The sequence below is a fragment of the Streptomyces coeruleofuscus genome (assembly GCF_039532725.1).
Taxonomy (GTDB): domain Bacteria; phylum Actinomycetota; class Actinomycetes; order Streptomycetales; family Streptomycetaceae; genus Streptomyces; species Streptomyces coeruleofuscus.
Genome location: NZ_BAAASE010000004.1, coordinates 129692 through 151131, shown reverse-complemented (window position 1 = coordinate 151131; position 21440 = coordinate 129692). Strand labels below are relative to the sequence as shown.

Annotated in this window: 12 protein-coding genes; 2 read left to right on the top strand and 10 right to left on the bottom strand. The window is 72.7% G+C overall.

Features of this window, described 5'->3' with window-relative positions:
- Nucleotides 1–11: 11 nt before the first annotated feature.
- From ABFX81_RS16105 to ABFX81_RS16070, 8 genes are all read right to left on the bottom strand, one after another.
- The gene (locus ABFX81_RS16105) at nucleotides 12–1799 is read right to left on the bottom strand and encodes a GMC family oxidoreductase N-terminal domain-containing protein (protein ID WP_086853269.1); all 1788 of its coding nucleotides are present in this window, start codon (nucleotides 1797–1799) and stop codon (nucleotides 12–14) included.
- Nucleotides 1800–1816: 17 nt separating this feature from the next.
- Nucleotides 1817–3445, bottom strand: coding sequence for a succinic semialdehyde dehydrogenase (locus ABFX81_RS16100; RefSeq protein WP_346138235.1), 1629 nt, complete (start codon nucleotides 3443–3445; stop codon nucleotides 1817–1819).
- A gap of 161 nt (nucleotides 3446–3606) precedes the next feature.
- Entirely contained in the window at nucleotides 3607–5274 is a 1668-nt protein-coding gene (locus tag ABFX81_RS16095; protein ID WP_346138234.1) for a serine/threonine-protein kinase, read from the bottom strand.
- Between the two features lie 60 nt (nucleotides 5275–5334).
- Nucleotides 5335–6978, bottom strand: coding sequence for a serine/threonine-protein kinase (locus tag ABFX81_RS16090; RefSeq protein ID WP_346138233.1), 1644 nt, complete (start codon nucleotides 6976–6978; stop codon nucleotides 5335–5337).
- A 156-nt stretch (nucleotides 6979–7134) separates the two neighbouring features.
- Complete coding sequence (locus ABFX81_RS16085; protein WP_086855101.1) at nucleotides 7135–8352, bottom strand: protein kinase domain-containing protein; 1218 nt, start codon at nucleotides 8350–8352, stop codon at nucleotides 7135–7137.
- A gap of 91 nt (nucleotides 8353–8443) precedes the next feature.
- A complete protein-coding gene (locus tag ABFX81_RS16080; RefSeq protein WP_086855100.1) occupies nucleotides 8444–10246 on the bottom strand; it encodes a protein kinase domain-containing protein in 1803 nt (600 codons plus the stop codon).
- 167 nt (nucleotides 10247–10413) lie between these two features.
- Nucleotides 10414–12909 carry a protein kinase gene (locus ABFX81_RS16075; RefSeq protein ID WP_346138232.1) on the bottom strand — a complete coding sequence of 832 codons (2496 nt, stop codon included), beginning with the start codon at nucleotides 12907–12909 and terminating at the stop codon, nucleotides 10414–10416.
- A 153-nt stretch (nucleotides 12910–13062) separates the two neighbouring features.
- A complete protein-coding gene (locus tag ABFX81_RS16070) occupies nucleotides 13063–15093 on the bottom strand; it encodes a protein kinase domain-containing protein (RefSeq protein WP_086844445.1) in 2031 nt (676 codons plus the stop codon).
- 182 nt (nucleotides 15094–15275) lie between these two features.
- On the opposite strand from ABFX81_RS16070, the gene ABFX81_RS16065 reads away from it, so the two are divergent.
- The gene (locus tag ABFX81_RS16065; protein WP_086844447.1) at nucleotides 15276–16319 is read left to right on the top strand and encodes a serine hydrolase; all 1044 of its coding nucleotides are present in this window, start codon (nucleotides 15276–15278) and stop codon (nucleotides 16317–16319) included.
- An 87-nt stretch (nucleotides 16320–16406) separates the two neighbouring features.
- Here ABFX81_RS16065 and ABFX81_RS16060 read toward each other — a convergent pair whose 3' ends face one another.
- Nucleotides 16407–18113, bottom strand: a complete 1707-nt coding sequence (locus tag ABFX81_RS16060; RefSeq protein ID WP_086844449.1) for an FAD-dependent oxidoreductase — start codon at nucleotides 18111–18113, stop codon at nucleotides 16407–16409.
- Between the two features lie 290 nt (nucleotides 18114–18403).
- On the opposite strand from ABFX81_RS16060, the gene ABFX81_RS16055 reads away from it, so the two are divergent.
- Entirely contained in the window at nucleotides 18404–19612 is a 1209-nt protein-coding gene (locus ABFX81_RS16055) for a nucleotide sugar dehydrogenase (protein ID WP_086844451.1), read from the top strand.
- A 653-nt stretch (nucleotides 19613–20265) separates the two neighbouring features.
- Here the strand turns inward: ABFX81_RS16055 and ABFX81_RS16050 are convergent.
- Nucleotides 20266–21390: a GuaB3 family IMP dehydrogenase-related protein gene (locus ABFX81_RS16050; RefSeq protein WP_086844453.1), complete on the bottom strand. Its 1125-nt coding sequence runs from the start codon at nucleotides 21388–21390 to the stop codon at nucleotides 20266–20268.
- Nucleotides 21391–21440 lie beyond the last annotated feature (50 nt).

Genomic DNA, 21440 nt, shown 5'->3' with positions numbered 1-21440 from the left:
TCCGCTGCCGGTCAGTTCTTCGGCGGCACGGCCGGCATGCCCAGGAACGGCAGCCGCAGCGCGCCGAACGCCTCCGCCGGGACCGCCGGGGACTTCGGCTCGACCGGCTGGAGACGCTCGTAGGCCGCGCCCTGCCGCGGACGCGGGTCGGGCTCGCCCTTGTTGGGCCAGAACGACATCGCGCGCTCGGCCTGGGCGGTGATGGTGAGGGACGGGTTGACGCCCAGGTTGGCGGAGACCGCTGCTCCGTCGACCACCGAGATGCCCGGGTGGCCGTAGAGGCGGTGGTAGGGGTCGATCACGCCGGTCTCGCGGGAGTCGCCGATCGGGCAGCCGCCCAGGAAGTGGGCCGTGAGCGGGGTGCCCATCAGTTCGCCGACGTTCGAGCCCGCGAAGCCGTTGATCTCGGCGGCGAGTGCCGACGCGCTCTCCGTGGCCGCCTTGATCTGCTTCGGGTTGGGCGCGCCGTGGCCCTGACGGGCGGTGAGCAGGCCCCGGCCGACACCCGACGGTTTCAGGTACGTCGTCAGTGAGTTGTCCAGCGACTGCATCACCAGGCCGATGATGGTCCGCTCCGACCAGCGGCGGTTGGACAGGGAACGCAGCACCAGCAAGGGGTGTTTCGCCGCGTGGGCGAGGAAGCCCAGGACCCGGGAGGCGCCCGAGTCGTTCCCGGCGTACGGGACCTGGAGGATCGACAGGCTGCCCATCGAGTTGGAGCCCTTGCCGTAGCGGACCGGCTCGATGTGGGTGTTCTCGTCCGGGTGGATCGAGGACGTGATGGCCACGCCCCGCGTGAAGTCGGCCTTCGGCGCGCCGTGCGCCTTGCGGTAGCGCCGGTCGTCGGTCTGGGCGCCGACCAGGGCCTCGGAGTTGGTGCGGGTCAGCCCGCCCAGCTTGTCCGATACGTGCGGCAGCTGGCCGCCGGCCTTCATGCGGTGCAGCAGCGTCTGGGTGCCGTACGTGCCGGCGGCGAGGACGACCTGACGGGCCCTGTAGGTGCGGCCCTCGGACTTGCGGCGGTCGTCGGTGGGCAGGGTCGCGACCGCGTACCCCCCGCGCGAGTCGTCGGTGACCGAGACGACCGTCGTCAGGGGGTGCACGACCGCGCCGGCCTTCTCGGCGAGGTAGAGGTAGTTCTCGTTGAGGGTGTTCTTCGCGCCGTGCCGGCAGCCGGTCATGCACTCGCCGCACTCCGCGCAGGCCTTTCGGGCCGGGCCCGCCCCGCCGAAGTACGGGTCGGGCACCTCCTGGCCCGGCTTCGCCTTCACCGTGCCGTCCGCGTCCTCGCCGTCGCCGAAGAAGACGCCGACGGGTGCCAGGTGGAAGGAGTCGCCGCAGCCCATGCGCTCGGCCGCGGCCTTCAGGTGCACGTCGGACGGGGTCATGGTCGGGTTGAGCCGTACGCCGAGCATGCGCCGGGCCTGGTCGTAGTACGGCTTCAGCTCCTCCTGCCAGTCCGTGATGTCCCGCCACTGCGGGTCCTCGAAGAACGGCTCGGGCGGGACGTAGAGGGTGTTGGCGTAGTTGAGGGAGCCGCCGCCCACGCCCGCTCCCGCCAGGACCATGACGTTGCCCAGGAGGTGGATGCGCTGGATGCCGTACATGCCGAGTTTCGGCGCCCAGAGGTAGTTCCTGAGGTCCCATGAGTTCTTCGGGAGGGACTCGCGGGTGAAGCGGCGGCCGGCTTCCAGGACGCCGACCTTGTAGCCCTTCTCCGTGAGGCGCAGGGCGGTCACCGAGCCGCCGAAACCGGAGCCGACCACGATGACGTCGTAGTCGTAAGCGTCCTGAGGCACGTGCTCTCCTCGCTGCGTCACCGGAACCGGAACGCCTTCATCAGGCGCAGGCTCCTGCTCATGAACCGGGCGTACTGCTCGTCGTCCATGCCCAGCGCGGGGGCCATCGGGAGCACACGCTGGTGGGCGACCGTCTGGGCCTCGGTGTACTTGAGGATGCCCTCGGCGCCGTGGCGGCGGCCGAGGCCGGAGTCCTTCATGCCGCCCATGGGCGACTGGACACTGCCGTACGCGGGTGCGTAGCCCTCGTTGATGTTGACGGTGCCGGTGCGCAGACGGGCGGCGACCTCCTGGCCGCGCCGGCCGTTCTTCGTCCACACCGAGGAGTTCAGGCCGTACGCCGTGGCGTTGGCGCGCTCGATGACCTCGTCCTCGTCTGTGAAGCGGTAGACCGACACGACCGGGCCGAAGGTCTCCTCCCCGCAGACGGACATGTCCGTGGCGACCCCGTCGAGGATCGTGGGCTCGAAGAAGTACGGGCCGATGTCCGGGCGCGCCACACCGCCCGCGACGACCTTCGCGCCCTTGGCGACGGCCTCCTCCACGTGGCGTGTGACCGTTTCGAGCTGGCGTTCCCCGACCAGGGAGCCCATGTCGGCGCCGTACGCCAGGGACGTGCCGAGGCGCATGGCCTTCGTGCGGGCGGCGAAGCGCTCCAGGAAGGCGTCCGCGATCGACTCGTGGACGTAGAGCCGCTCGATGGAGATGCACAGCTGGCCCGCCGAGGAGAAGCAGGCGCGGACGGCGCCGGCCGCCGCCTTCTCGATGTCGGCGTCCTCCAGCACCAGCATGGCGTTCTTGCCGCCGAGTTCGAGGGAGACGCCGATCAGCCGGGCGGCGGCGCCCTGGGCGACCTCGCGGCCGGTGCGGGTGGAGCCGGTGAAGGAGACGTAGTCGGCGTGCCGGACGACCTCCGGGCCGACGACCGGGCCGTCGCCGAGGACGACCTGGAACACGTCGGCGGGCAGGCCGGCCTCGATGAGCAGGTCACGGGCCCACAGGGCGGTGAGGCAGGTCTCCGTGTCCGGCTTCATGACGACGGCGTTGCCCGCGACGAAGGCCGGCAGCGCGTCGCCGACCGACAGCTCCAGGGGGTAGTTCCAGGGCGCGATCTGGCCGACGACACCGCGCGGGTGGCGCCGTTCGATGACCTTGGTCAGGGTCGGCATGGCACCGGCGTGCCGCTTCGGGCGGAGATAGGCGGGGGCCCTGCGGCCGTAGTGCCGGGCGGCGACCGCGACGGCCTGGACCTCCTCGTGGGCGTGCAGCCGGGCCTTGCCGGTCTCCAGCTGGACCAGGTCGAGCACCTCGGCCTGGCGCTCCAGCACCAGGTCGTGGAAGCGCAGCAGGACGGCGGCGCGCTGCCGTATCGGGGTCTGCGCCCACACGGCCTGGGCGGCGCGGGCAAGTTCGAAGGCCTTCGCCACGTCCTCGGGCGTCGACTCGGGCAGGTCGGCCAGCTTCTCACCGGTGAACGGCGTGTGGTTGGCGGTCCGGCCGGAGCCGGTCACGCCCTTGGTGAGCTGGGCGACCAGCTCGGGGGTCACCACGTCGGCGGCGGTGCGGGCGCCCTCCGGGGCGGGGGCGAGGGGGTTCGTGCCGGCCTGTGCCGTGCCGGGCTTCTCCGGGGCGTGCGCGTCCGTCATGAGCCGCAGGGTATGCCCCGGCGGAGCCTTTGGGTACCCGTCGGTAATACGGCTTCACCGAGTGCACACAAGGCGCCAGTGGCTACTGGCAACGAACACCCTGATCAGGGCGTTGTGCGGTGACGAGTTGGTGTGATTCAGCCTTTTACGATCCCGGTGATTCAGCCTTCTAGGATGCCGAGCCGGTCCCGGGCGCCCTCGAACACCGAGGTGCCCTCCTTCTCCCCGGGCGTGCCCTTGGGCATGTCGACGCGCAGTTCGTACATGCGGTCGTCGTCGGTGCGGATCATCACCCGCATGACCCGCCTGGTGTCCTCGCCCCGGTGGTAGGTGGTGTCGGCGAGGGCGGCCTCGTAACCCTGGACGCTGGTGCGGGTGTACCGCGTGTCCCCGCGGACGACGGGTGCGTTCCGAACCTGGTCCATCGGGGAGCTGAGAGCCCGGTCCCAGAGCAGGAGACGGACCTGGACGGAGCCGCCCTGTTCGTCGCCGTAGAGCACCGTGCGGGGCTGGTCGGTCGCGCTGCCGGTCCGGTCCAGTTCGCGGTAGTGGCGCGGGAGATGGAGTACGGCCGCCAGGTCCGGATCGCGGTGCGGGGTCCAGGTCTCCACCGTTTCGGCGGTCTCCGCGCTGCTGGTGTCGCCAAGGTGGGTGACGGCCCCGATGCCGCCGGTGAGCAGCGCGCTCAGGAGGGCGATGGGGGCGGGGCGGAGGAGGCTCGGGCGCTTGGGCGGTGCGGGGTCCTGCCGCTCTGCGGGGCCGGCCTGTGGCGGTTCGGCGGACTCCGGTCGTTCGGCGGCCTCCGGCGGTTCGGCCGCGTCCTCGGGCCGTGGCGTGCCGGGGTCCTCCGCGAACTCCTGTATGTCCTCCGCCTCCTGAGCTTCTTCCGGCACCTCGGCCGCCGCCGGCCCGGCCGCCTCCGCCAGCGCCGCCGCGACCTCCTCGGCGTCCGGGCGCTGGTCGGGGTCCCGCACCAGCAGTCGTCCGATCAGCGGGCCGAGGGGTCCGGCCTGCTGCGGTTCGGGCGGCTCGGCGGCGAGGATCGCGGCGAGCGTGGCCTGCGGTGTGGTCCGGCGGAACGGGGACGCCCCCTCGACGGCGGCGTACAGCAGTACGCCCAGGGACCACAGGTCGGAGGCGGGCCCGGCGATGCGGCCGGACATCCGCTCGGGGGCGACGAACTCCAGCGAGCCGACGGACTCCCCGCCGTCCGTGAGCGACTCCTCGCCCTGCACATGGTCGGTGCCGAAGTCGGTGAGGACGACGCGCCGGTGCGGACCGAGCAGCACATTGGCCGGTTTCACGTCCCGGTGCACGATGCCGACGGCGTGCGCGGCGCGCAGGGCACCGAGGACGGCGAGGCCGATCCGGGCGGCTTCGCGCGGGTCGACCGGGCCGCGCCGGAGCACCTCGTGCAGGGACTCGCCCCGCACCAACTCCATGACGATCCAGGGGAGTCCGTCGAGCGTCGCGTCGATCGCGTTCAGCCCGTCGCGTGCGACCGGCCGGTGGCGATCGATCCGTCCGTCGTGTGCGTCCGGCTGCCGCTCCGGCTCGAGGACCACGTCGTGGATGGTGACGGCGGCGGGGTGGTCGACGCGGGCGGCGGCGCGGGCCTCCCGGTAGAGCCGGTGGGCCGCGCGCCGGTGGCTCCCGTCCTCCGGGTCGCCCGGCACCCGGGGCTGCTTGACGGCGACGTCACGCTGCACGAGCTCGTCGTAGGCCCGCCAGACGGTGCCCATCCCGCCGGAGCCGATGCGCTCGATCAGCCGGTACCGCCCGCCGACCGACCGGCTCTGGGCGCCCGTCCCGCCCCCGTCGTTGCTCATGCCCCATCAGTACCCCGCGGGGCGGCGGCTTGTCGAAGCGGGTCAGTGGCCGGACACCGGTCAGGTCCCGTCGATGTCCAGGTTCGTGATCGCCGTGTCGGCGACCTCTCGCCCGCGATCGGTGAAGTCGCCCTTGCCCGGGTAGCTGACGGTGAGCTTGTACATGTCGCCGCCGGAGGTCTTGTAGTAGAAGATCCTCAGCTCGCGGGGGCGGGGGTTCTCGCTGTCGTCGGTGTCGTAGGTGACGGTGTTCTCGGCGGCCTTCCCGCCCTTGTACGTGGTGTCCTTGGGCTCCGTCCTCGGGTTCTGCGGCATGTCCAGGCGGTAGTTGCCGCTCTCCTTGAACGCACTGTCGTCGTCGTACATCTCGGCGGCAGCGGAGCCGGCGATGACGCTGCCGGTGTCCTCCGCCTTCTTCTCGAGCGTCAGGCTGATCCAGATGCTGCCGCTCCAGTCGGTGTACGTGACCCAGTGCCCCTGGTCGGACTCCCGGTCGGGCACGGTCCTCTGGTAGTCACCGGGCACGGCCAGCGACGCGGCGAGTTCCTTCTCCTGGCGTGTCTTCCAGCCCTCGGGCAGCGGCCCGGCGAAGGGGTTCGCGAGCACCAGGTACACCGTCACCGCCGCCGCGACGACCGCCGCACCGAGCCCGGTCCACCCCTTGCGTCCGAGCCGGAGTCCCCGGCCCTCGCCGCCCATGACCTGGACGACCTGCGTGGGCCGGTCCGCCGGCGGGTTGGCGGCGGCCTCCAGCAGGGCTCGCACCCGGGCGGCGTCCGGGCGGCGGGCCGGATCCTTGTGCAGCAGGCCCGTGATGGCCTCGGCGAGGGGGCCCTGGGCGGAGGCGGGCGGCGCTGGCGTGGCGTTGAGGACGGACTGGAGTGTGGCGGGGGTGTTGCTCCGGCGGAACGGCGAGACGCCCTCCGTCGCCGCGTACAGCACCACACCCAGGGACCACAGGTCGCTGGCCGGGCCCGGGCGCTGGCCCAGCACCCGCTCCGGCGCGATGTACTCGGGCGAGCCGACGAAGCCGCCGGTGTCGGTCAGGTTGGTCTCGCCCTCGATCTGCGCGATGCCGAAGTCGGTGAGGACGACCCGGTCGTACCGGCCGAGCAGCACGTTGTCCGGTTTCACGTCGCGGTGCAGGATGCCCGCCGCGTGCGCGGCCTCCAGCGCGCCGAGCACTTCCAGGCCGATCCGGGCCGCCTCGCGCGCGGACAGGGTGCCCTCCTGGAGCGCGTCCCCCAGCGAACGGCCCTGCACGAGCTCCATCACGATCCACGGCTGTCCTTCCACGACCGCGACGTCGTGGACGTCGACCACCGCCGGGTGGTCGAGCCGGGCCGCGGCACGCGCTTCGCGGCGCATCCGCTCGAAGGCGTTGACGCGTTCGCGTTCGGGAAGATGCTCCGGGACGCGGGGTTCCTTGACGGCGACCTCCCGGTCCACCGTCTCGTCCTTGGCGCGCCACACCGTGCCCATGCCGCCGTGCCCGAGCTTGGCGATCAGCCGGTAGCGCCCGGCGATGAGCCGCCCGGCACCGGGATCCTCGACCGCTGCCACCGACTGGGTCGGTACGACCTGGGTGGGCGTCGCGTACGGGTTGCCCGGTACCGGCACCGGCGAATTCGACGGATTCGGTGGTTGCAGAGCGAAACTCGTTGGCTCGTCGGCCCCGGATCGGACTCCCCCGTTGTTGCTCATGAGGTCATCCCTATCGCGCCAAGCGCCTGCGCATCCAGCACGGAAGCGTCCCGGTCACAGACCCGTGACGCTAGCCGGGGCTTATCTCCCTCTCGCACCGGTACGACACTTATTTCCTCTTCATGCTGGTACGGGGTTCATCGGCTGATCGCCGTGTCAGGGCGAGGGTGAGGTGGCGGCGGTGGCGGCGGTCCTGGTGGCATTGGTGGCCGCCGGAGTGCTCGGAATGCGCGTGCCGTGGGAGGACGGTCCGGCCGAAGGCGTCTTCGGCGCGGAACTCCTCGGTGTGCGGCCGCCGTCCCCGCCGCCCTCCATGAGCAGCGCCGCCGCCGACACACCCGCCCCGGCCACCGCGGCGACCAGCAGCGCGGCCACGAGCACCCGGCGCGTGCGCTGCCGGAGCATCTGCTCGTACCGCTGGTCAGGGCCGGGCATGTCCGTCGGCGGCACCGGCGATCGCCGACCGGCGTCGTCCTGCGGCCGTCCGTGCGGGGCACCGCGCACCGTCGGCGCGTACCCGGGCGGCGGAGCCTGCGGCGTACTGCCCGTCTCGCGGAACACCCGCAGCATCCGCTCCGCCCGGTCCGCGTCCAGCCGCCGGTCCGGATCGCGTTCCAGCAGGCCCTGTACGACGGGCAGGAGCGGCCCGGCCTGCGCGGGCGGGCGGATGTCGCCGACGACGACCGCGTGCAGGACGCCGCCCAGCGAGTCGCGGTGGAACGGCGACTCGCCGCTGAGGGCCGCGCACAGCAGCGCGCCCAGCGACCACAGGTCGGACTCGGGCCCGGTCCGGACCCCGGACATCCGCTCGGGCGCGGTGTACTCGGGCGAGCCGACGAAGGAACCGTTCTCGGTGAGCGTGGGGGCGCCCGCGACCTGGGCGATGCCGAAGTCGGTGAGGACGACCCGGTCGGTACCGTCCTCCAGCAGCACGTTGTCGGGCTTGAGGTCGCGGTGCAGCACCCCGGCCCCGTGCGCGGCGCGCAGCGCGCCGAGCAGGGCGATACCGATCCGTGCGGCCTCGGCGGCGTCGACCGGGCCCTGGGTGGCGAGACGGTCGGCGAGCGAGCCGCCCTCGATCAGCTCCATGACGATGTACGGGCGTTCGTCGTCCTCCACGACGTCGTGGACGACGATGATGTGCGGGTGGCTCAGCTGCGCGACCGCCCGTGCCTCGCGCAGCGTACGGTCCCGCTGCCGGCGCGCTTCCGCCGCGGAGAGCGACTCGTCGAAGGGGAGCTCCTTGACGGCCACGCCCCGGCCGAGCAGCTCGTCGGTCGCCCGCCAGACCACGCCCATGCCACCGCGCCCGAGCCTCGCCTCGAGCCGGTAACGGCCCGCGATGACACGCGTGTTGTGCCCCTCGGTCCCCATGCGACAATCATGCCCCAACGGAGGGATGGGCTCCGGGGCAGCGGCCCGCGGGTGGCCGAAACGCACGGCCCTGTGTCCGGGGCCTCCCGCGTCAGGGGGTCTTCTCGTGCCAGCCCTGCAACAGCGACGTGAACTGCTTGCGCGCCTTCGCCCAGTCCTGCGCGGGCGCCGACATGTAGAGCGCGTACTCGGTGCCGTCGCGGGCGACGTACGTCTCCTCGATGGCCCGGCGCGGCCCGGGGAACTTGGTGTCCTTGGCCTGCGCGGTCCAGGTGTACTCCCACAGCGCGCCGTCCCGGTCACGGTAGACGTTGCGCTCCAGCTTCACCCGCTTGTAGTCGACCAGCCGCTGCAACTGCTGCTCCAGGTCGAGCTGGTGGGCGTACGGGTCGGCGAAGTCCGGGGAGGTGTCGACGGCGATGCGGACGAAGTGCCGGCCGCCGTCGGGCGTGTAGTCGATCTGCTTGAGCTCGCCCTGCGGCCCGAAGGTCTTGCGCTTCCAGCCCTTGGGCAGGTAGAGGCTGAAACCCGCGGGGTCGTCGCGACGGGTCCAGCCCTCGGGAACCGAGCCCCCGGACTGCTCCACGGCCGTGGAACCGGGCGATCCGGATGCGCCGCCCGCCGTCTGCCGGGTCTCGTCCCACTGCTGGAGCACCACCGCGGTGCCTCCGCCGATGATGGCCGCCAGCGCGACGACGAGGGCGAGGGTCCTGAGCCGGCGGCGCCGGTTCGAACCGGTCGGCTGCGGGCCCATCGCCGTCGGGCCGACGGTGGTGGGACCGGTCGTTCCGTGTCCGGTGGCGAAGGCCCCGGCCGCAGGAGGGCCGGCCGTGGCGGCGCCGGCCGTCGGCGTCCCGGTGGCCGATGCCCCTGCCAGCGGCGGGAGCGGAGTCCGGCTGTGCGGTCCCGAGCCGGTACCGGCCGTGCCCGTGCCGGACGGGTACGTACCCGAGGGGTTCGTGCCGGACGGGTACGTACCCGAGGGGTTCGTGCCGGACGCGCCGGTGCCGCTGTGCACGTCCCGGTACGGCGACGATCCCCCGTACTGCGTCGGCACATACGCCTGCGCTCCGCTCGGACGCCGCCCCTCCGCAGCCTCGGCGAGCATCTGCTCGGCCTCGGCGAGTCCGGGCCGGGTGGCCGGATCCTTGCGCAGCAGGGCGGTGATGACGGGCGTGAGCGGACCCGCGTACTGAAGCTCGGCGGCCTCCTCCTCGACCACGGCCTGCATGGTGGTCAGCGGTGTGGTGCGGCGGAACGGCGACCGGCCCTCCACCGCCGTGTAGAGCGTCGCGCCGAGCGCCCAGAGGTCGGAGGACGGGCCCGGGTCGTGGCCGCGCACCCGCTCAGGCGCCAGGTAGTCGACCGAGCCGACGACCTCCCCGGTCCGGGTGATGGTGGTGTCGCCCTCGATCTGGGCGATGCCGAAGTCGGTGAGCAGGACACGTCCGTCCCGGGCGAGGAGGACGTTGCCCGGCTTGACGTCGCGGTGCAGGACGCCGGCGGTGTGCGCGGCGCGCAGGGCCCGCAGCACCCACATGCCGATGCGCGCCGCCTCGCGCGGCTCGACGCGGCCCTCCTCCTTGACCGCGTCGGCCAGGGAGCGGCCTTCGACCAGCTCCATCACGATCCACGGGCGGCCGTCGTGCTCCAGCACGTCGTGCACCGTGACGACCGCGGAGTGGTTGATCCGCGCGGCGGCCCTGGCCTCGGCCCGGGTGCGCGCCAGCAGGATGGCCTGCTCGCTCTCGGAGACGTAGAGGGCAGCCGTCAGCTCCTTGATGGCGACGGACCGGTGCAGCACCTCGTCATGTGCCCGCCATACCCGACCCATACCGCCACTGCCGATGGAGTCGGCAAGCCGGTAGCGGCCCGCGACGAGCAGGCCCTGCATCTGATTCACGTTGCCCCGCAATGGTCTTGACAGGGTCAGCGTAAGGACCCGCCCTTCCCCAGGGAACAAGCGGGGTACCACGGTGACCGCACTGTGACGGTTGTAGCCGCCTGGGACTGGAGGGAACCGTGAGGTGAACTGCAGTGCACGGCAACCAGCTCAGAGGATCACTTCGTCGCCTTGTACGTCGCCGCCGCCTGCTCGTACAGCCGTGTCACCTCGTCCCGTTCGGACTCCGGGCCGCGCACCTGGACCACGTGGTACCGCCCGTCGACCAGCATCGCGAGGTTGCGCACGTACAGCTCGCCCCCGTCGTCGCCGGTCCAGGTGAACTGCCCCTCGGCCATGGTCCGCCCGCCCACCTCGATCGTCTTCAGCCCGGTGGAGGTGGCCCAGCTGGAGTCGCGGTACGGCTGCAACTCGCGCTCCTCCTCCCGCTGGTAGGCCATCGGATCGCTGCCGTACTCCGAGGCGCTGTCCCGGCCCGGTACGACGATGAGCTCGAAGTCGCCCTTGGCGTAGACGACCTGACCGCTGCCGCCCCGCGAGGTGCGGTCCCAGCCCTTGGCGACGGCGACCTGGAAGCCCGCCGAGTCCTTGCGCAGGGTGAAGCCGTCGGCGACCTCGGGGCCGGTGGTCTGCGTCTGAGTCGAACCGGCCGATGTCGACGGGCTCTTCTCCGGCTCGGGCGACGCCTGGTCGGGCCGGGGCTCGCCGCTGGCGTCCGGCTCGGGCGCCTGGCTGACCTCACCGGCGGCACCGGTGCGGTCGGTGCCCTGCGCGCCGTCGGTCCCCGACTTGGGCATGAAGAGCATGGCGTAGGCGACCGCCGCGGCCATCGCGAGCAGGACGAGCAGGAGCAGGGTGCGGCCGAGCCGGTGCGGCGACCGCGACTCCTTCTTGGCCCGCTTGTGCCGCCCGTGATGTGCGGGGAGCCCGGCCCGCCGCCTGCGCACGAGCTCGCCCCGGCGCCGTACGACGGGCAGCCGGCTCGCGTCGGCTGGCGGGGCCGCGACGACGTGCACACCGGCCTCCGGCTCGGGCGCAGAGCGTACGAGCGAGCGCAGCCAGCCGCGCAGTTCCTCGAAGTCGAGGCGCTCGGTCGGGTCCTGACGCAGCAGCGACTCGACGACCGGCCTGAGCGGCCCGCACTCCTCGGCGTACGCGGGCGGTTCCGCGCACACCATCTGCACCAGCTCGGCCGTCGACTCCTCCGGGTAGGGCGCATGCCCCTGTACGGCCCGGAAGAGCAGCGCGCCGAGCGCCCACAGGTCGGTGGCGGGGCCGATCGGCGCGGCCAACTGCCAGTTCTCGTGCACGGGTCCGGCCTGCTCGGGCGCCCAGCGCTCCGTCACGGGCCCCACCACGGCCATCCGCGCCTGCCGCGCCCGCTCGGCGGCCAGCGCCGTGGCCGGACCGCGCCGGGGTGCGGGGGTGTGGGCGACCAGGTCGTCCCACCGGGTGGGCTCGCTGTGGGCGGGGTCCGGGGCCGGGGGAAGAGCCGCCTGCTCGTGTCCCTGCGGCGAGGGCACGCCGCGGGGTGCGGCGCCGTGCCAGGCGGCCGTGCGGGGGGCGCCGCCGACGCCGTAGGGGTCGGCTATCTGCCCCGGCGGGTTCGCACCGGGCCCCGTGCTCTGCCCGGGAACGTAGGGCGACCGCGCCGAGCCGTTGCTGTGGGGCCCTGGCCCGCCGTCCGGGGCGGGCCGGGCACCGGGCAGCGCCGCGCGGCCGTTCTGCTGCGTCTCCTGGACCCGGGCGGCGGCCCGGGTACCCGCCCGGTAGGCCGCGATCGCCCCGGCTCGCGCGGCCCTCGGGTCCTCGCCGTCCTCCACGTTCCCGCGGGTCGGCACGGCCGAGCCCCCGCTCCCCGTGCCGGCTCCGGCCGCCGGCAGCCCCCGGGCCTCCCGAGCCTCTATGGCGGCACGCCGCGCGGCCTCGGGATCGGTCGCGCCGCCGGGACTTCCCGGGCCGCCGGCCCCACCCTGGCCACCGGGCCCTTCGGTCATCCCGGCGCCGCCGGTCTCCTGGCCGGGTTCGCCGAAGGCCGGTGCCGGAACGGGGTCGTACCCGCACAGGGCCTCTTCCGCCGCGCCCACCGCCAGCCCGGTCAGCATCACCCGGCCGTCGTCACAGACCAGGACCGTCCGCGCGGTGACGTTCCGGTGCACCCAGCCATGCGCGTGCAGCACGCGCAGTGCCATGAGGACGTCGGAGGCGACCTCGGCCGCCCGGTACGGCGTCAGCGGCTTCTCGGCGAGCAGGGCCGCCAGGGGACGCGCGGCCACCAGCTCGCTGACGATCCACAGCGAACCGCCCTCGGCGAACACGTCGAAGACCTGGTCGAGCCGGGGGTGGTCGGGAATGGCCGCCGCGGCCTGCGCGGCCTCGACCGCGCGCCGCACCACCGGGTCCGCGGGCCGCCGGGTGCCCGGGCGGGCCCCGGGCCGCCGCGCGCCGCCGTCACGGGCCGTGAAGCCGTCGGGCAGCCCCTCCGCGTCGAGGACCTCCGCCTCGACCACCTCCGGCAACGGCACTGCCCTGACCAGGACTTCCTGGCCGCTGTAGGTGTCGAAGGCCCGGGACTCGGTGAGTTCGTACTCGTCGGACGGCGGCAGCGGCAGGCGGTAGCGGTCGGCGAGCACCCGTCCCGCATAGTCGTCCACGTTGCCTCCCCCGGCAGCCTGGTCGGTCACATCCGTTCGCCCCACGGTCCGTTCCGGCTGCGTACGGTCCGCAAACATTTACGATACGTGCCGCAGGCCACCCGCAATGTGGGGATGCCAGATCTCACTCCCCAAACCCGGGGCCGCTCATGCTCAGGACTTGGGTTCGAAGGTCTTCGTCAGCGTCCGCCAGGTCTCCTTGCGCAGCTCACCGCTCCAGTCGGCCGCTTTCGCCGTGTACATCAGCGCGTAGCCCTGCCGGTCGTCGACGACGAAACCGCGGTCGATGGTCCGGTACTTGGTGCCGCTCTCCACGTAGGTGAACTCCCAGTCGGCCGTGTTCCAGCCGCGGTAGTCCACCTGCTCTATGCGGATCTTCTTGTACTGCGCGCGCTGCATGAAGCGTTCCTGGCTCTTCCAGTCCGCCACCGGGTCGCCCTTGGGCGTGGACGTCCAGGCGATGAGCAGCTTCTGCCCGTCGGGCCCGGTGAACCGGTCGCCCGCGGCGCCCGTGGACTGGTACTTCCACCCCTTCGGCAGCCCGATCGAGTACCCCTGACTGCCCTGGTGCGTCGACGCCGCGGCGGTGCCCTTGCCGCCACCGGACGACCCGCCCGCCTGGTCCCCGGACGGGCTGTTCGAGGCGGGCTTCGACGGCGCGGGCTGTGTCGCCCCGCTGTCGGTGCGCGTGCCGTCGCTCTCGTCGCCCTTGGTGTCGGCGCTGCCCGACGCGGTGGCGACGGTCTTGCCGCCCCTCTCGCCGGCGGCCCCCTTGGGGTCCTTGTCGTCTCCGCTGAGCGCGATGGCGAGCACGGTGCCGATCACGGCGAGCGCCACGACCACCGCGATGATCACCAGGGTCCGCCGCGGCACGACGTCGGTGAGCGGCGCCCTGGGCGGCGCGGGCCGCGGCGGCAGGTCCGGCGGCGTCATGACGGGCCACCCCGAACTCCGGCCTCCGGAGCCCGCCTTCTCCCCTTGCGTGCCCCGCTCACCGGCCCCGGCAACCGCCCCCGAGGCGGCCGAAGCCGAACCCGGCTTCGAGACGGACGCTCCCGCGCTCCCGGCCCCGGCCTTCCCGCCCTCCGGTCCGGAAGAGGCAGCGGCGTCCGCGGACTCGGTCCGGGAGGCGGCCGACGCCCCGGCCGTGCCGGCGGCGGCCTTGCGCACGGAACGCAGCGCCCCGCGCAGCCGCTCCGCGGGCTCCTCGCCCCGCTTGCTCGCGGCCCCGGCGGAACTCCCCTTGCGGGAGGACTTGTCCGGCTGCGCCGGCAGCGGCACGACCTTCGTCGCGTCCAAGGGCTCCGGCTCGGTCTTCTCGGGCGCGTGGATGACCGAGTTGAGCATGGCCCGGGCGCCCGCGTCGTCGAGCCGCTTGGCGGGGTCCTTGGTGAGCAGTCCGTGGATGACGTCCCGCAGCGGGCCGGCGTTCTTCGGCTCCTCCAACGGCTCGGTCATCACCGCCGTGAGAGTCGCTATGGCAGACCCCTTGTCGTACGGCGGCGCTCCCTCCACCGCCGCGTACAGCAGACCGCCGAGCGACCACAGGTCGGCGGCCGGACCCGGCTTGTGCCCGCGCGCCCGCTCCGGGGAGATGTAGGAGGGCGCGCCGACGAGCATGCCGGTCGAGGTGATGGACGGGTCGCCCTCGACCTGGGCGATCCCGAAGTCCGTGAGCACGACCCGGCCGTCCTCGGCGATCAGCACGTTCGACGGCTTCACGTCGCGGTGCAGGATGCCCTCGCGGTGCGCGGACCGCAGCACGTCCAGGACGGCGAGCCCGACCTCCGCGGCCCGCTTCGGTTCGAGGAGGCCGTCCTCCCGGATGACCTCGGCGAGCGACTTGCCCTCGACGAGCTCCATCACGATCCAGGGCCGGTCGTCCTCCTGGACCACGTCGAAGACGGTCACGGCGCTGTTGTTGCGGATCCGCGCGATCGCCTTGGCCTCGCGCAGCGTCCGCGTGATCAGCCGCCGCTTCTCCTCCTCGTCGATGTTCGACGGGAACCGCAGTTCCTTGACGGCGACCGTCCGCCCCAGGGTCTCGTCCTCGGCCCGCCACACCGTGCCCATGCCCCCGCGGCCGAGCACTTCGCCCAGCCGGTAACGCCCCGCGAGGAGACGCTCCCTGTTGTCCTGACGAGTGTCCTGACGAGATGTGCCCGCCCGCTCCGCCTCCGACATGCGTCCCCTCATACAACCCGCCCTGACAGAGCCTCCATTGTCTCTCACCCGACAAGTGCCCAGCGCCCAGGGGCCCCCTGGCGAGGCGCCCCCGCCGGTCCGCCCACCGGAACCCGGCCGCGGCGCACCGCGCGCCGCCTTGCATGATGGGCCCCCGACGCCCCGACGAGGGAGGAGCCCGCGTGCCGCCCTTTCGGACATTGCTGGCCCTGCCCGTGTCCGTCCTCCTCCTCGGCCTGCCTCCGGCCGACTCGTCGGCTCTCTCCGCTCCGCCCACGGACGCGGTGCTCCCGCTGCTGGTCACCCAGGGCAGAGCACCCGCCGCGGCCCTGCTGGCCCGGGAGGGAACCACCACCCGCTATGCCCACGCCGGGCAGGGAATCGCCCGGTCGGACCACTTCCGCGCCGGCAGCGTCACGAAGACGTTCATCGCGACGGTCGTGCTGCAACTGGCCGCCGAGCACCGGCTGTCACTGTCCGACACCGTGGAGCAGCACCTGCCCGGCCTGGTGCGGGGAGCGGGCAACGACGGCCGCGCGCTGACCCTGCGCTCCCTGCTCACCCACACCAGCGGCCTGTACGACTACACCAGGGACACCGGCGGAACCACACCCGCCACACCCCTTCAGTCCGTTCGCATCGCACTCACCCACCCCCCGGCCGAACGCGGCCGCTTCTCCTACTCGAACACCAACTACGTGCTGCTCGGCCTGGTCGTCGAGCAGGTCACCGGCCACTCGTACGCCACCGAGGCCGAGCGCCGCATCATCACTCCCCTGGACCTGAAGGGCACCTCCTTCCCCGGATCCCTCTCCTCGCTGCCCTCTCCGCACGGCCGCGCCTACGCCGCCGACGGAACCGACGTCACCGATCTCGACCCGCGGGTGGCCGGCGCCGCGGGCGAGTTGGTGACCACGCTCGCCGATCTGGACCGCTTCTACTCGGCCCTGCTCGGCGGGCGGCTGCTTCCCCCGCACCGGCTGCGCGAGATGCTCGACACCCGTGCCGCACACGGCGCGTACGGCATGGGCCTGTTTCCCGAGAAACTGCCGTGCGGCACCACGGTGTGGGGGCACAACGGGCACATATCCGGCAGCTACGTGCGCACCGCGGCCACCGTCGACGGCCGACGCGTCCTCACCTTCCGCGTGAACACGGACGCGATGGCGGATCCCGGTCTCGAACCCGCGGTGCTCGCGGCCGAGTTCTGCCCCCGCACCTCGTAGAACGACCGGGTTCCGAACGAAGATCCCGGTTCCCGACACTCGTTCGGGTGATGTCGAAAGCGCCGCCCGACGCGTGGGAACAGCCGCCTACAGCGGCACGATGTCCGGCGCCCCCAGCCGGGCCGCGTCCGCCGTCAGGTCGTCCGGCTGCCGCTGCGACTCCCGCTCCGCCTCCACCCGCTTCTCGTAGTGCCGCACCTCGCGCTCGATCTGGTCCTTGTCCCAGCCGAGGACCGGCGCCATCAGCCCGGCGGCGTCACGTGCGCTGCGCGTGCCCCGGTCGAAGGTCTCGATGGAGATGCGCGTGCGCCGGGTCAACACGTCGTCCAGATGCCGCGCCCCCTCGTGCGAGGCCGCGTACACGATCTCGGCGCGCAGATAGTCGTCGGCCGCCGCCAGGGGCTCGCCCAGCGACGGGTTCTCGGCGATGAGGGCGAGGACCTCCTCGGCCAGCGTGCCGTACCGGTTCAGCAGGTGTTCCACGCGCACCACGTGGAGTCCGGTCCGGGCCGCGATCCGCGCCCGCGCGTTCCACAGCGCCCGGTAGCCCTCGGCGCCCAGCAGCGGCACGTCCTCGGTGACGCACTCGGCGACGCGCATGTCGAGCCCGTGCACCGCCGCGTCCACCGCGTCCTTGGCCATGACCCGGTAGGTGGTGTACTTGCCGCCCGCCACGACGACGAGCCCGGGCACGGGATGCGCCACGGTGTGCTCGCGCGACAGCTTGCTGGTGGCGTCCGACTCACCCGCAAGCAGCGGCCGCAGACCCGCGTACACGCCCTCGACGTCGTCCCTCGTGAGCGGCACCGCGAGCACCGAGTTCACGTGTTCCAGCAGGTAGTCGATGTCCGCGCTGGACGCGGCCGGGTGGGCCTTGTCGAGGTCCCATTCGGTGTCCGTGGTCCCGACGATCCAGTGCCGGCCCCAGGGGATGACGAACAGCACGGACTTCTCCGTGCGCAGGATCAGCCCGGTCGTGGAGTGGATCCGGTCCCGCGGCACCACCAGGTGGATGCCCTTGGACGCCCGGACGTGGAACTGGCCGCGCTCCCCGACCATCGCCTGGGTGTCGTCCGTCCACACGCCGGTGGCGTTGACGACCTGCTTGGCGCGGATCTCGTACTCGCCGCCGCCCTCGACGTCCTGCACCTTCGCGCCGACGACCCGCTCGCCCTCGCGCAGGAAGCCGGTGACCCGCGCGCGGTTGGCGGCCTTCGCGCCGTACGCCACCGCCGTGCGCACCAGGGTCGCCACGTAGCGGGCGTCGTCCATCTGGGCGTCGTAGTACTGAAGCGCCCCGACCAGCGCGTCCTTCTTCAAGCAGGGCGCCACGCGCAGGGCGTGAGAGCGGGTCAGATGGCGGTGCATGGGCAGGCCCCGGCCGTGACCTCGGGCCATGGACATGGCGTCGTACATCGCGACGCCCGACCCGGCGTACAGGCGCTCCCAGCCCTTGTGCTGCAAGGGGTACAGGAACGGCACGGGCTTCACCAGATGCGGGGCGAGCCGCTCCAGGAGCAGGCCGCGCTCCTTCAGGGCCTCCCGTACGAGCGCGAAGTCGAGCATCTCCAGATAGCGCAGGCCGCCGTGGATCAGTTTGCTGGACCGGCTGGAGGTGCCGGACGCCCAGTCGCGCGCCTCGACCAGTCCCGTGGACAGGCCCCGGGTCGCCGCGTCGAGGGCGGTGCCCGCACCGACCACGCCTGCGCCCACCACCAGCACGTCCAGCTCGCGCTCGGCTATAGATGCGAGTGACTCGACGCGCTGCGCCGGCCCGAGTATCGCTGTCCTCACCGCTGCCTCCCGCTCATCGCGGCGGCTGGTGCCGCCTCGGTCGCGCCGGCCGCACCCGTCGGGTGAGACCCCGTCCGTATCCCCCATGCCCAAATTCTGACCGTGTTGCCCGACTTCAGCCACCACGGGCCGTCAGCCTGTGGACAACGCCCACGGGACACTCACCGAAACTCGGGCGAGCAATCCCGCATATCGGTCATATTTACTCCTAGTCTGACATTGCGCTCGCCCGTCCTGTCCACAGGGCTTGCGCACCTGTCCCACTTCGGCTATCGGGAAGGACGGCCGCCATGCCCGCAGATCTCGCCGTCATCGGACTCGGCCCGTACGGCCTGCCCCTGGCCCAGGCCGCCGTCGCGGCAGGCGTCGCCACCATCGGCTACCGGACCGGCCCCGAGGCCGGCTCCCTCAGCGCCGCCGAACAGCGCCGGATGCTCTCGGGGGGCTTCCGGCCGACCACGAACGCCGCCGAGCTCGGCCGGGTACGCACCGCGGTCATCTGCGCACCGACCCCGCGGGGCACGGACGGCGGACTCGACCTGAGCCAGCTGGAGGCGGCCGCCCGCACCCTGGCCACGCATCTGCGTCCCCACACCACTGTGATTCTGGAGTCCCCGGTGTACCCAGGGACCACAGAGGAATGCCTGCGCCCCCTCCTCGAAGAGGGATCGGGTCTGCGCGCGGGCCGCGACTTCCACCTCGCCTACTCCCCCAGCCGCGCCGACCCCGGCAACCGCGACTTCACCCCCGCCAACACGCCCAAGGTCATCGGCGGCCTCACCCCGGCCTGCACGGAGTCGGCCGCCGCCTTCTACGGACGGCTCACCGACAAGGTGGTACGCGCGCGTGGACCCCGCGAGGCGGAGACCGTGCAGCTCCTGGAGACCAACTACCGGCACGTGAACATCGCCCTGGTCAACGAGATGGCCGTCCTCTGCCACGACCTCGGCGTCGACCTGTGGGACGTCGTCCGCTGCGCGGAGACCAAGCCGTTCGGCTTCCAGGCCTTCCGCCCCGGCCCCGGCGTCGGCGGCCACGCCGTCCCGCAGGACCTGACCGCCCACGGCGGCCGCACCCTGCGCATGGTGGAACTGGCCCAGCAGGTCAACAACCGCATGCCCGGCTACGTCGTCCAGCGCGGCGCCACGCTCCTCAACGAGCACGGCAAGTCGGCCCGCGGCGCCCGTGTGCTGCTCCTGGGCGTCACCTACAAGCCCGACCTCGCCGACCTGCACGGCACGCCCGCCCAGGAGGTCGCCCTGCGCCTGATGGAACTGGGCGCCTCGGTCAGCTACCACGACCCGTACGTCCCCGCCTGGAGCGTCCTGGACCGCCCCGTCCCCCGCGTGGACTCCCTCTACGAGGCGGTCGCCGACGCGGACCTGACCATCCTCCTCCAGCAGCACCGCACGTACGACCTGCAAGGCCTGTCGGTGAAGGCACAGCTGCTGCTGGACACGCGGGGGGCGGCGCCCACGGGGGCGGCGCATCGGTTGTGAAGAGGGGCGCGTGGGGGCGCTGAGCCCCTTGGGCTGGTGGCGCGGGGCACCCTGCCGCCAGTACCTTGGGAGACGGCGGAGCCCCACCGCAGAGGCCACTGCGGCAGGCTCCTGGATGGATCACGGAGTGTCCGCCCCTAGGCTTCTTGGGGGCGGCCGCTCACCATCCGAAGCAAGGTGGAGCCCACCGCAGCGGGTACTGCGGCAGGCTCCTGGATGGATCACGGAGTGTCCGCCCCTAGCTCTCTTGGGGGCGGCCGCTCACCATCCGAAGAGTCGCAAGACCCACCTCCTCCGGCACTGCACCATCCGAAGACGGAGTCGGTCCCAGCGGGTGGGCTTGCGGTGGCGTCCCATGGGCGCCCCCTTCCACGACGCCACCCATTGGCCCGGTGGGCAGCACGTCGGAATCGGGCCGGGCCCCGAGGGCCGGGGTCCGGAACCGTGTCCTTGGAAGGGGGCACCCAGGAGAACCGGGGCGCCGATCACGGACACCAGCGCCTCGGAACCGCCCTCCACCGCGCCATCCGGCCCGAAGGCAACCACGCGCCCCCCTACGGCAACACGCGCCCCTCCAGGGCCAGTTGGGCACGCAAAAGGGCCCGGCCACTCACCCGAGTGACCAGGCCCTTCCTCGTCCTGGGGACTACCGACTACCGCCGGTGCTGCGAGTCCGCCACCGTCACCTCGACCCGCTGGAACTCCTTCAGCTCGCTGTACCCGGTCGTGGCCATAGCCCGCCGCAGCGCGCCGAAGAGGTTCATCGAACCGTCAGGGGTGTGGGACGGGCCCGTGAGGATCTCCTCGATGGTGCCGACCGTGCCGAGGTCGACCTTCTGGCCGCGCGGCAGCTCCTCGTTCACGGCCTCCATACCCCAGTGGTTGCCCTTGCCCGGGCCATCGGTCGCGCGGGCGAGCGGGGAGCCCATCATGACGGCGTCGGCGCCGCAGGCGATCGCCTTGGGCAGGTCGCCGGACCAGCCGACACCGCCGTCCGCGATCACGTGCACGTACCGGCCGCCGGACTCGTCCATGTAGTCCCGGCGGGCCGCGGCCACGTCGGCGACCGCCGTCGCCATCGGGACCTGGATGCCCAGCACGTTGCGCGTGGTGTGCGCGGCGCCGCCGCCGAAGCCGACCAGCACGCCCGCCGCGCCCGTGCGCATCAGGTGCAGGGCCGCCGTGTACGTGGCGCAGCCGCCGACGATCACCGGGACGTCCAGCTCGTAGATGAACTGCTTCAGGTTCAGCGGCTCGTGCGAACCGGAGACGTGCTCAGCCGAGACCGTCGTACCGCGGATGACGAAGATGTCCACGCCCGCGTCGACGACGGCCTTGGAGAACTGGGCCGTGCGCTGCGGGGAGAGCGCCGCGGCCGTGACCACGCCCGAGTCGCGCACCTCCTTGATCCGCGCGCCGATCAGCTCCTCCTTGATGGGCGCGGCGTAGATCTCCTGGAGGCGCCGGGTGGCCGCCTCGGCGGGCAGCTCGGCGATCTCGTCGAGCAGCGGCTGCGGGTCCTCGTAGCGCGTCCACAGGCCCTCGAGGTTCAGCACGCCGAGGCCGCCGAGCTCGCCGATGCGGATGGCGGTGGCCGGGGAGACGACCGAGTCCATGGGAGCGGCCAGGAACGGCAGCTCGAAGCGGTAGGCGTCGATCTGCCAGGCGATCGAGACCTCCTTCGGGTCCCGCGTACGGCGGCTGGGGACGACGGCGATGTCGTCGAAGGCGTACGCCCGGCGGCCGCGCTTGCCGCGCCCGATCTCGATCTCAGTCACGTTGGTGGCCTTTCCCTTTGCGTTTCAGCGTCTTCCAGTATCGCCGACGG

Bases quoted from the DNA above. Each gene is read 5' to 3' on its own strand.
- ABFX81_RS16055 (WP_086844451.1), top strand. From the start codon at position 18,404: ATGCCCGCAGATCTCGCCGTCATCGGACTCGGCCCGTACGGCCTGCCC.
- ABFX81_RS16095 (WP_346138234.1), bottom strand. From the start codon at position 5,274: ATGAGCAACGACGGGGGCGGGACGGGCGCCCAGAGCCGGTCGGTCGGC.
- ABFX81_RS16070 (WP_086844445.1), bottom strand. From the start codon at position 15,093: ATGTCGGAGGCGGAGCGGGCGGGCACATCTCGTCAGGACACTCGTCAG.
- ABFX81_RS16080 (WP_086855100.1), bottom strand. From the start codon at position 10,246: ATGCAGGGCCTGCTCGTCGCGGGCCGCTACCGGCTTGCCGACTCCATC.
- ABFX81_RS16090 (WP_346138233.1), bottom strand. From the start codon at position 6,978: ATGAGCAACAACGGGGGAGTCCGATCCGGGGCCGACGAGCCAACGAGT.
- ABFX81_RS16100 (WP_346138235.1), bottom strand. From the start codon at position 3,445: ATGACGGACGCGCACGCCCCGGAGAAGCCCGGCACGGCACAGGCCGGC.
- ABFX81_RS16085 (WP_086855101.1), bottom strand. From the start codon at position 8,352: ATGGGGACCGAGGGGCACAACACGCGTGTCATCGCGGGCCGTTACCGG.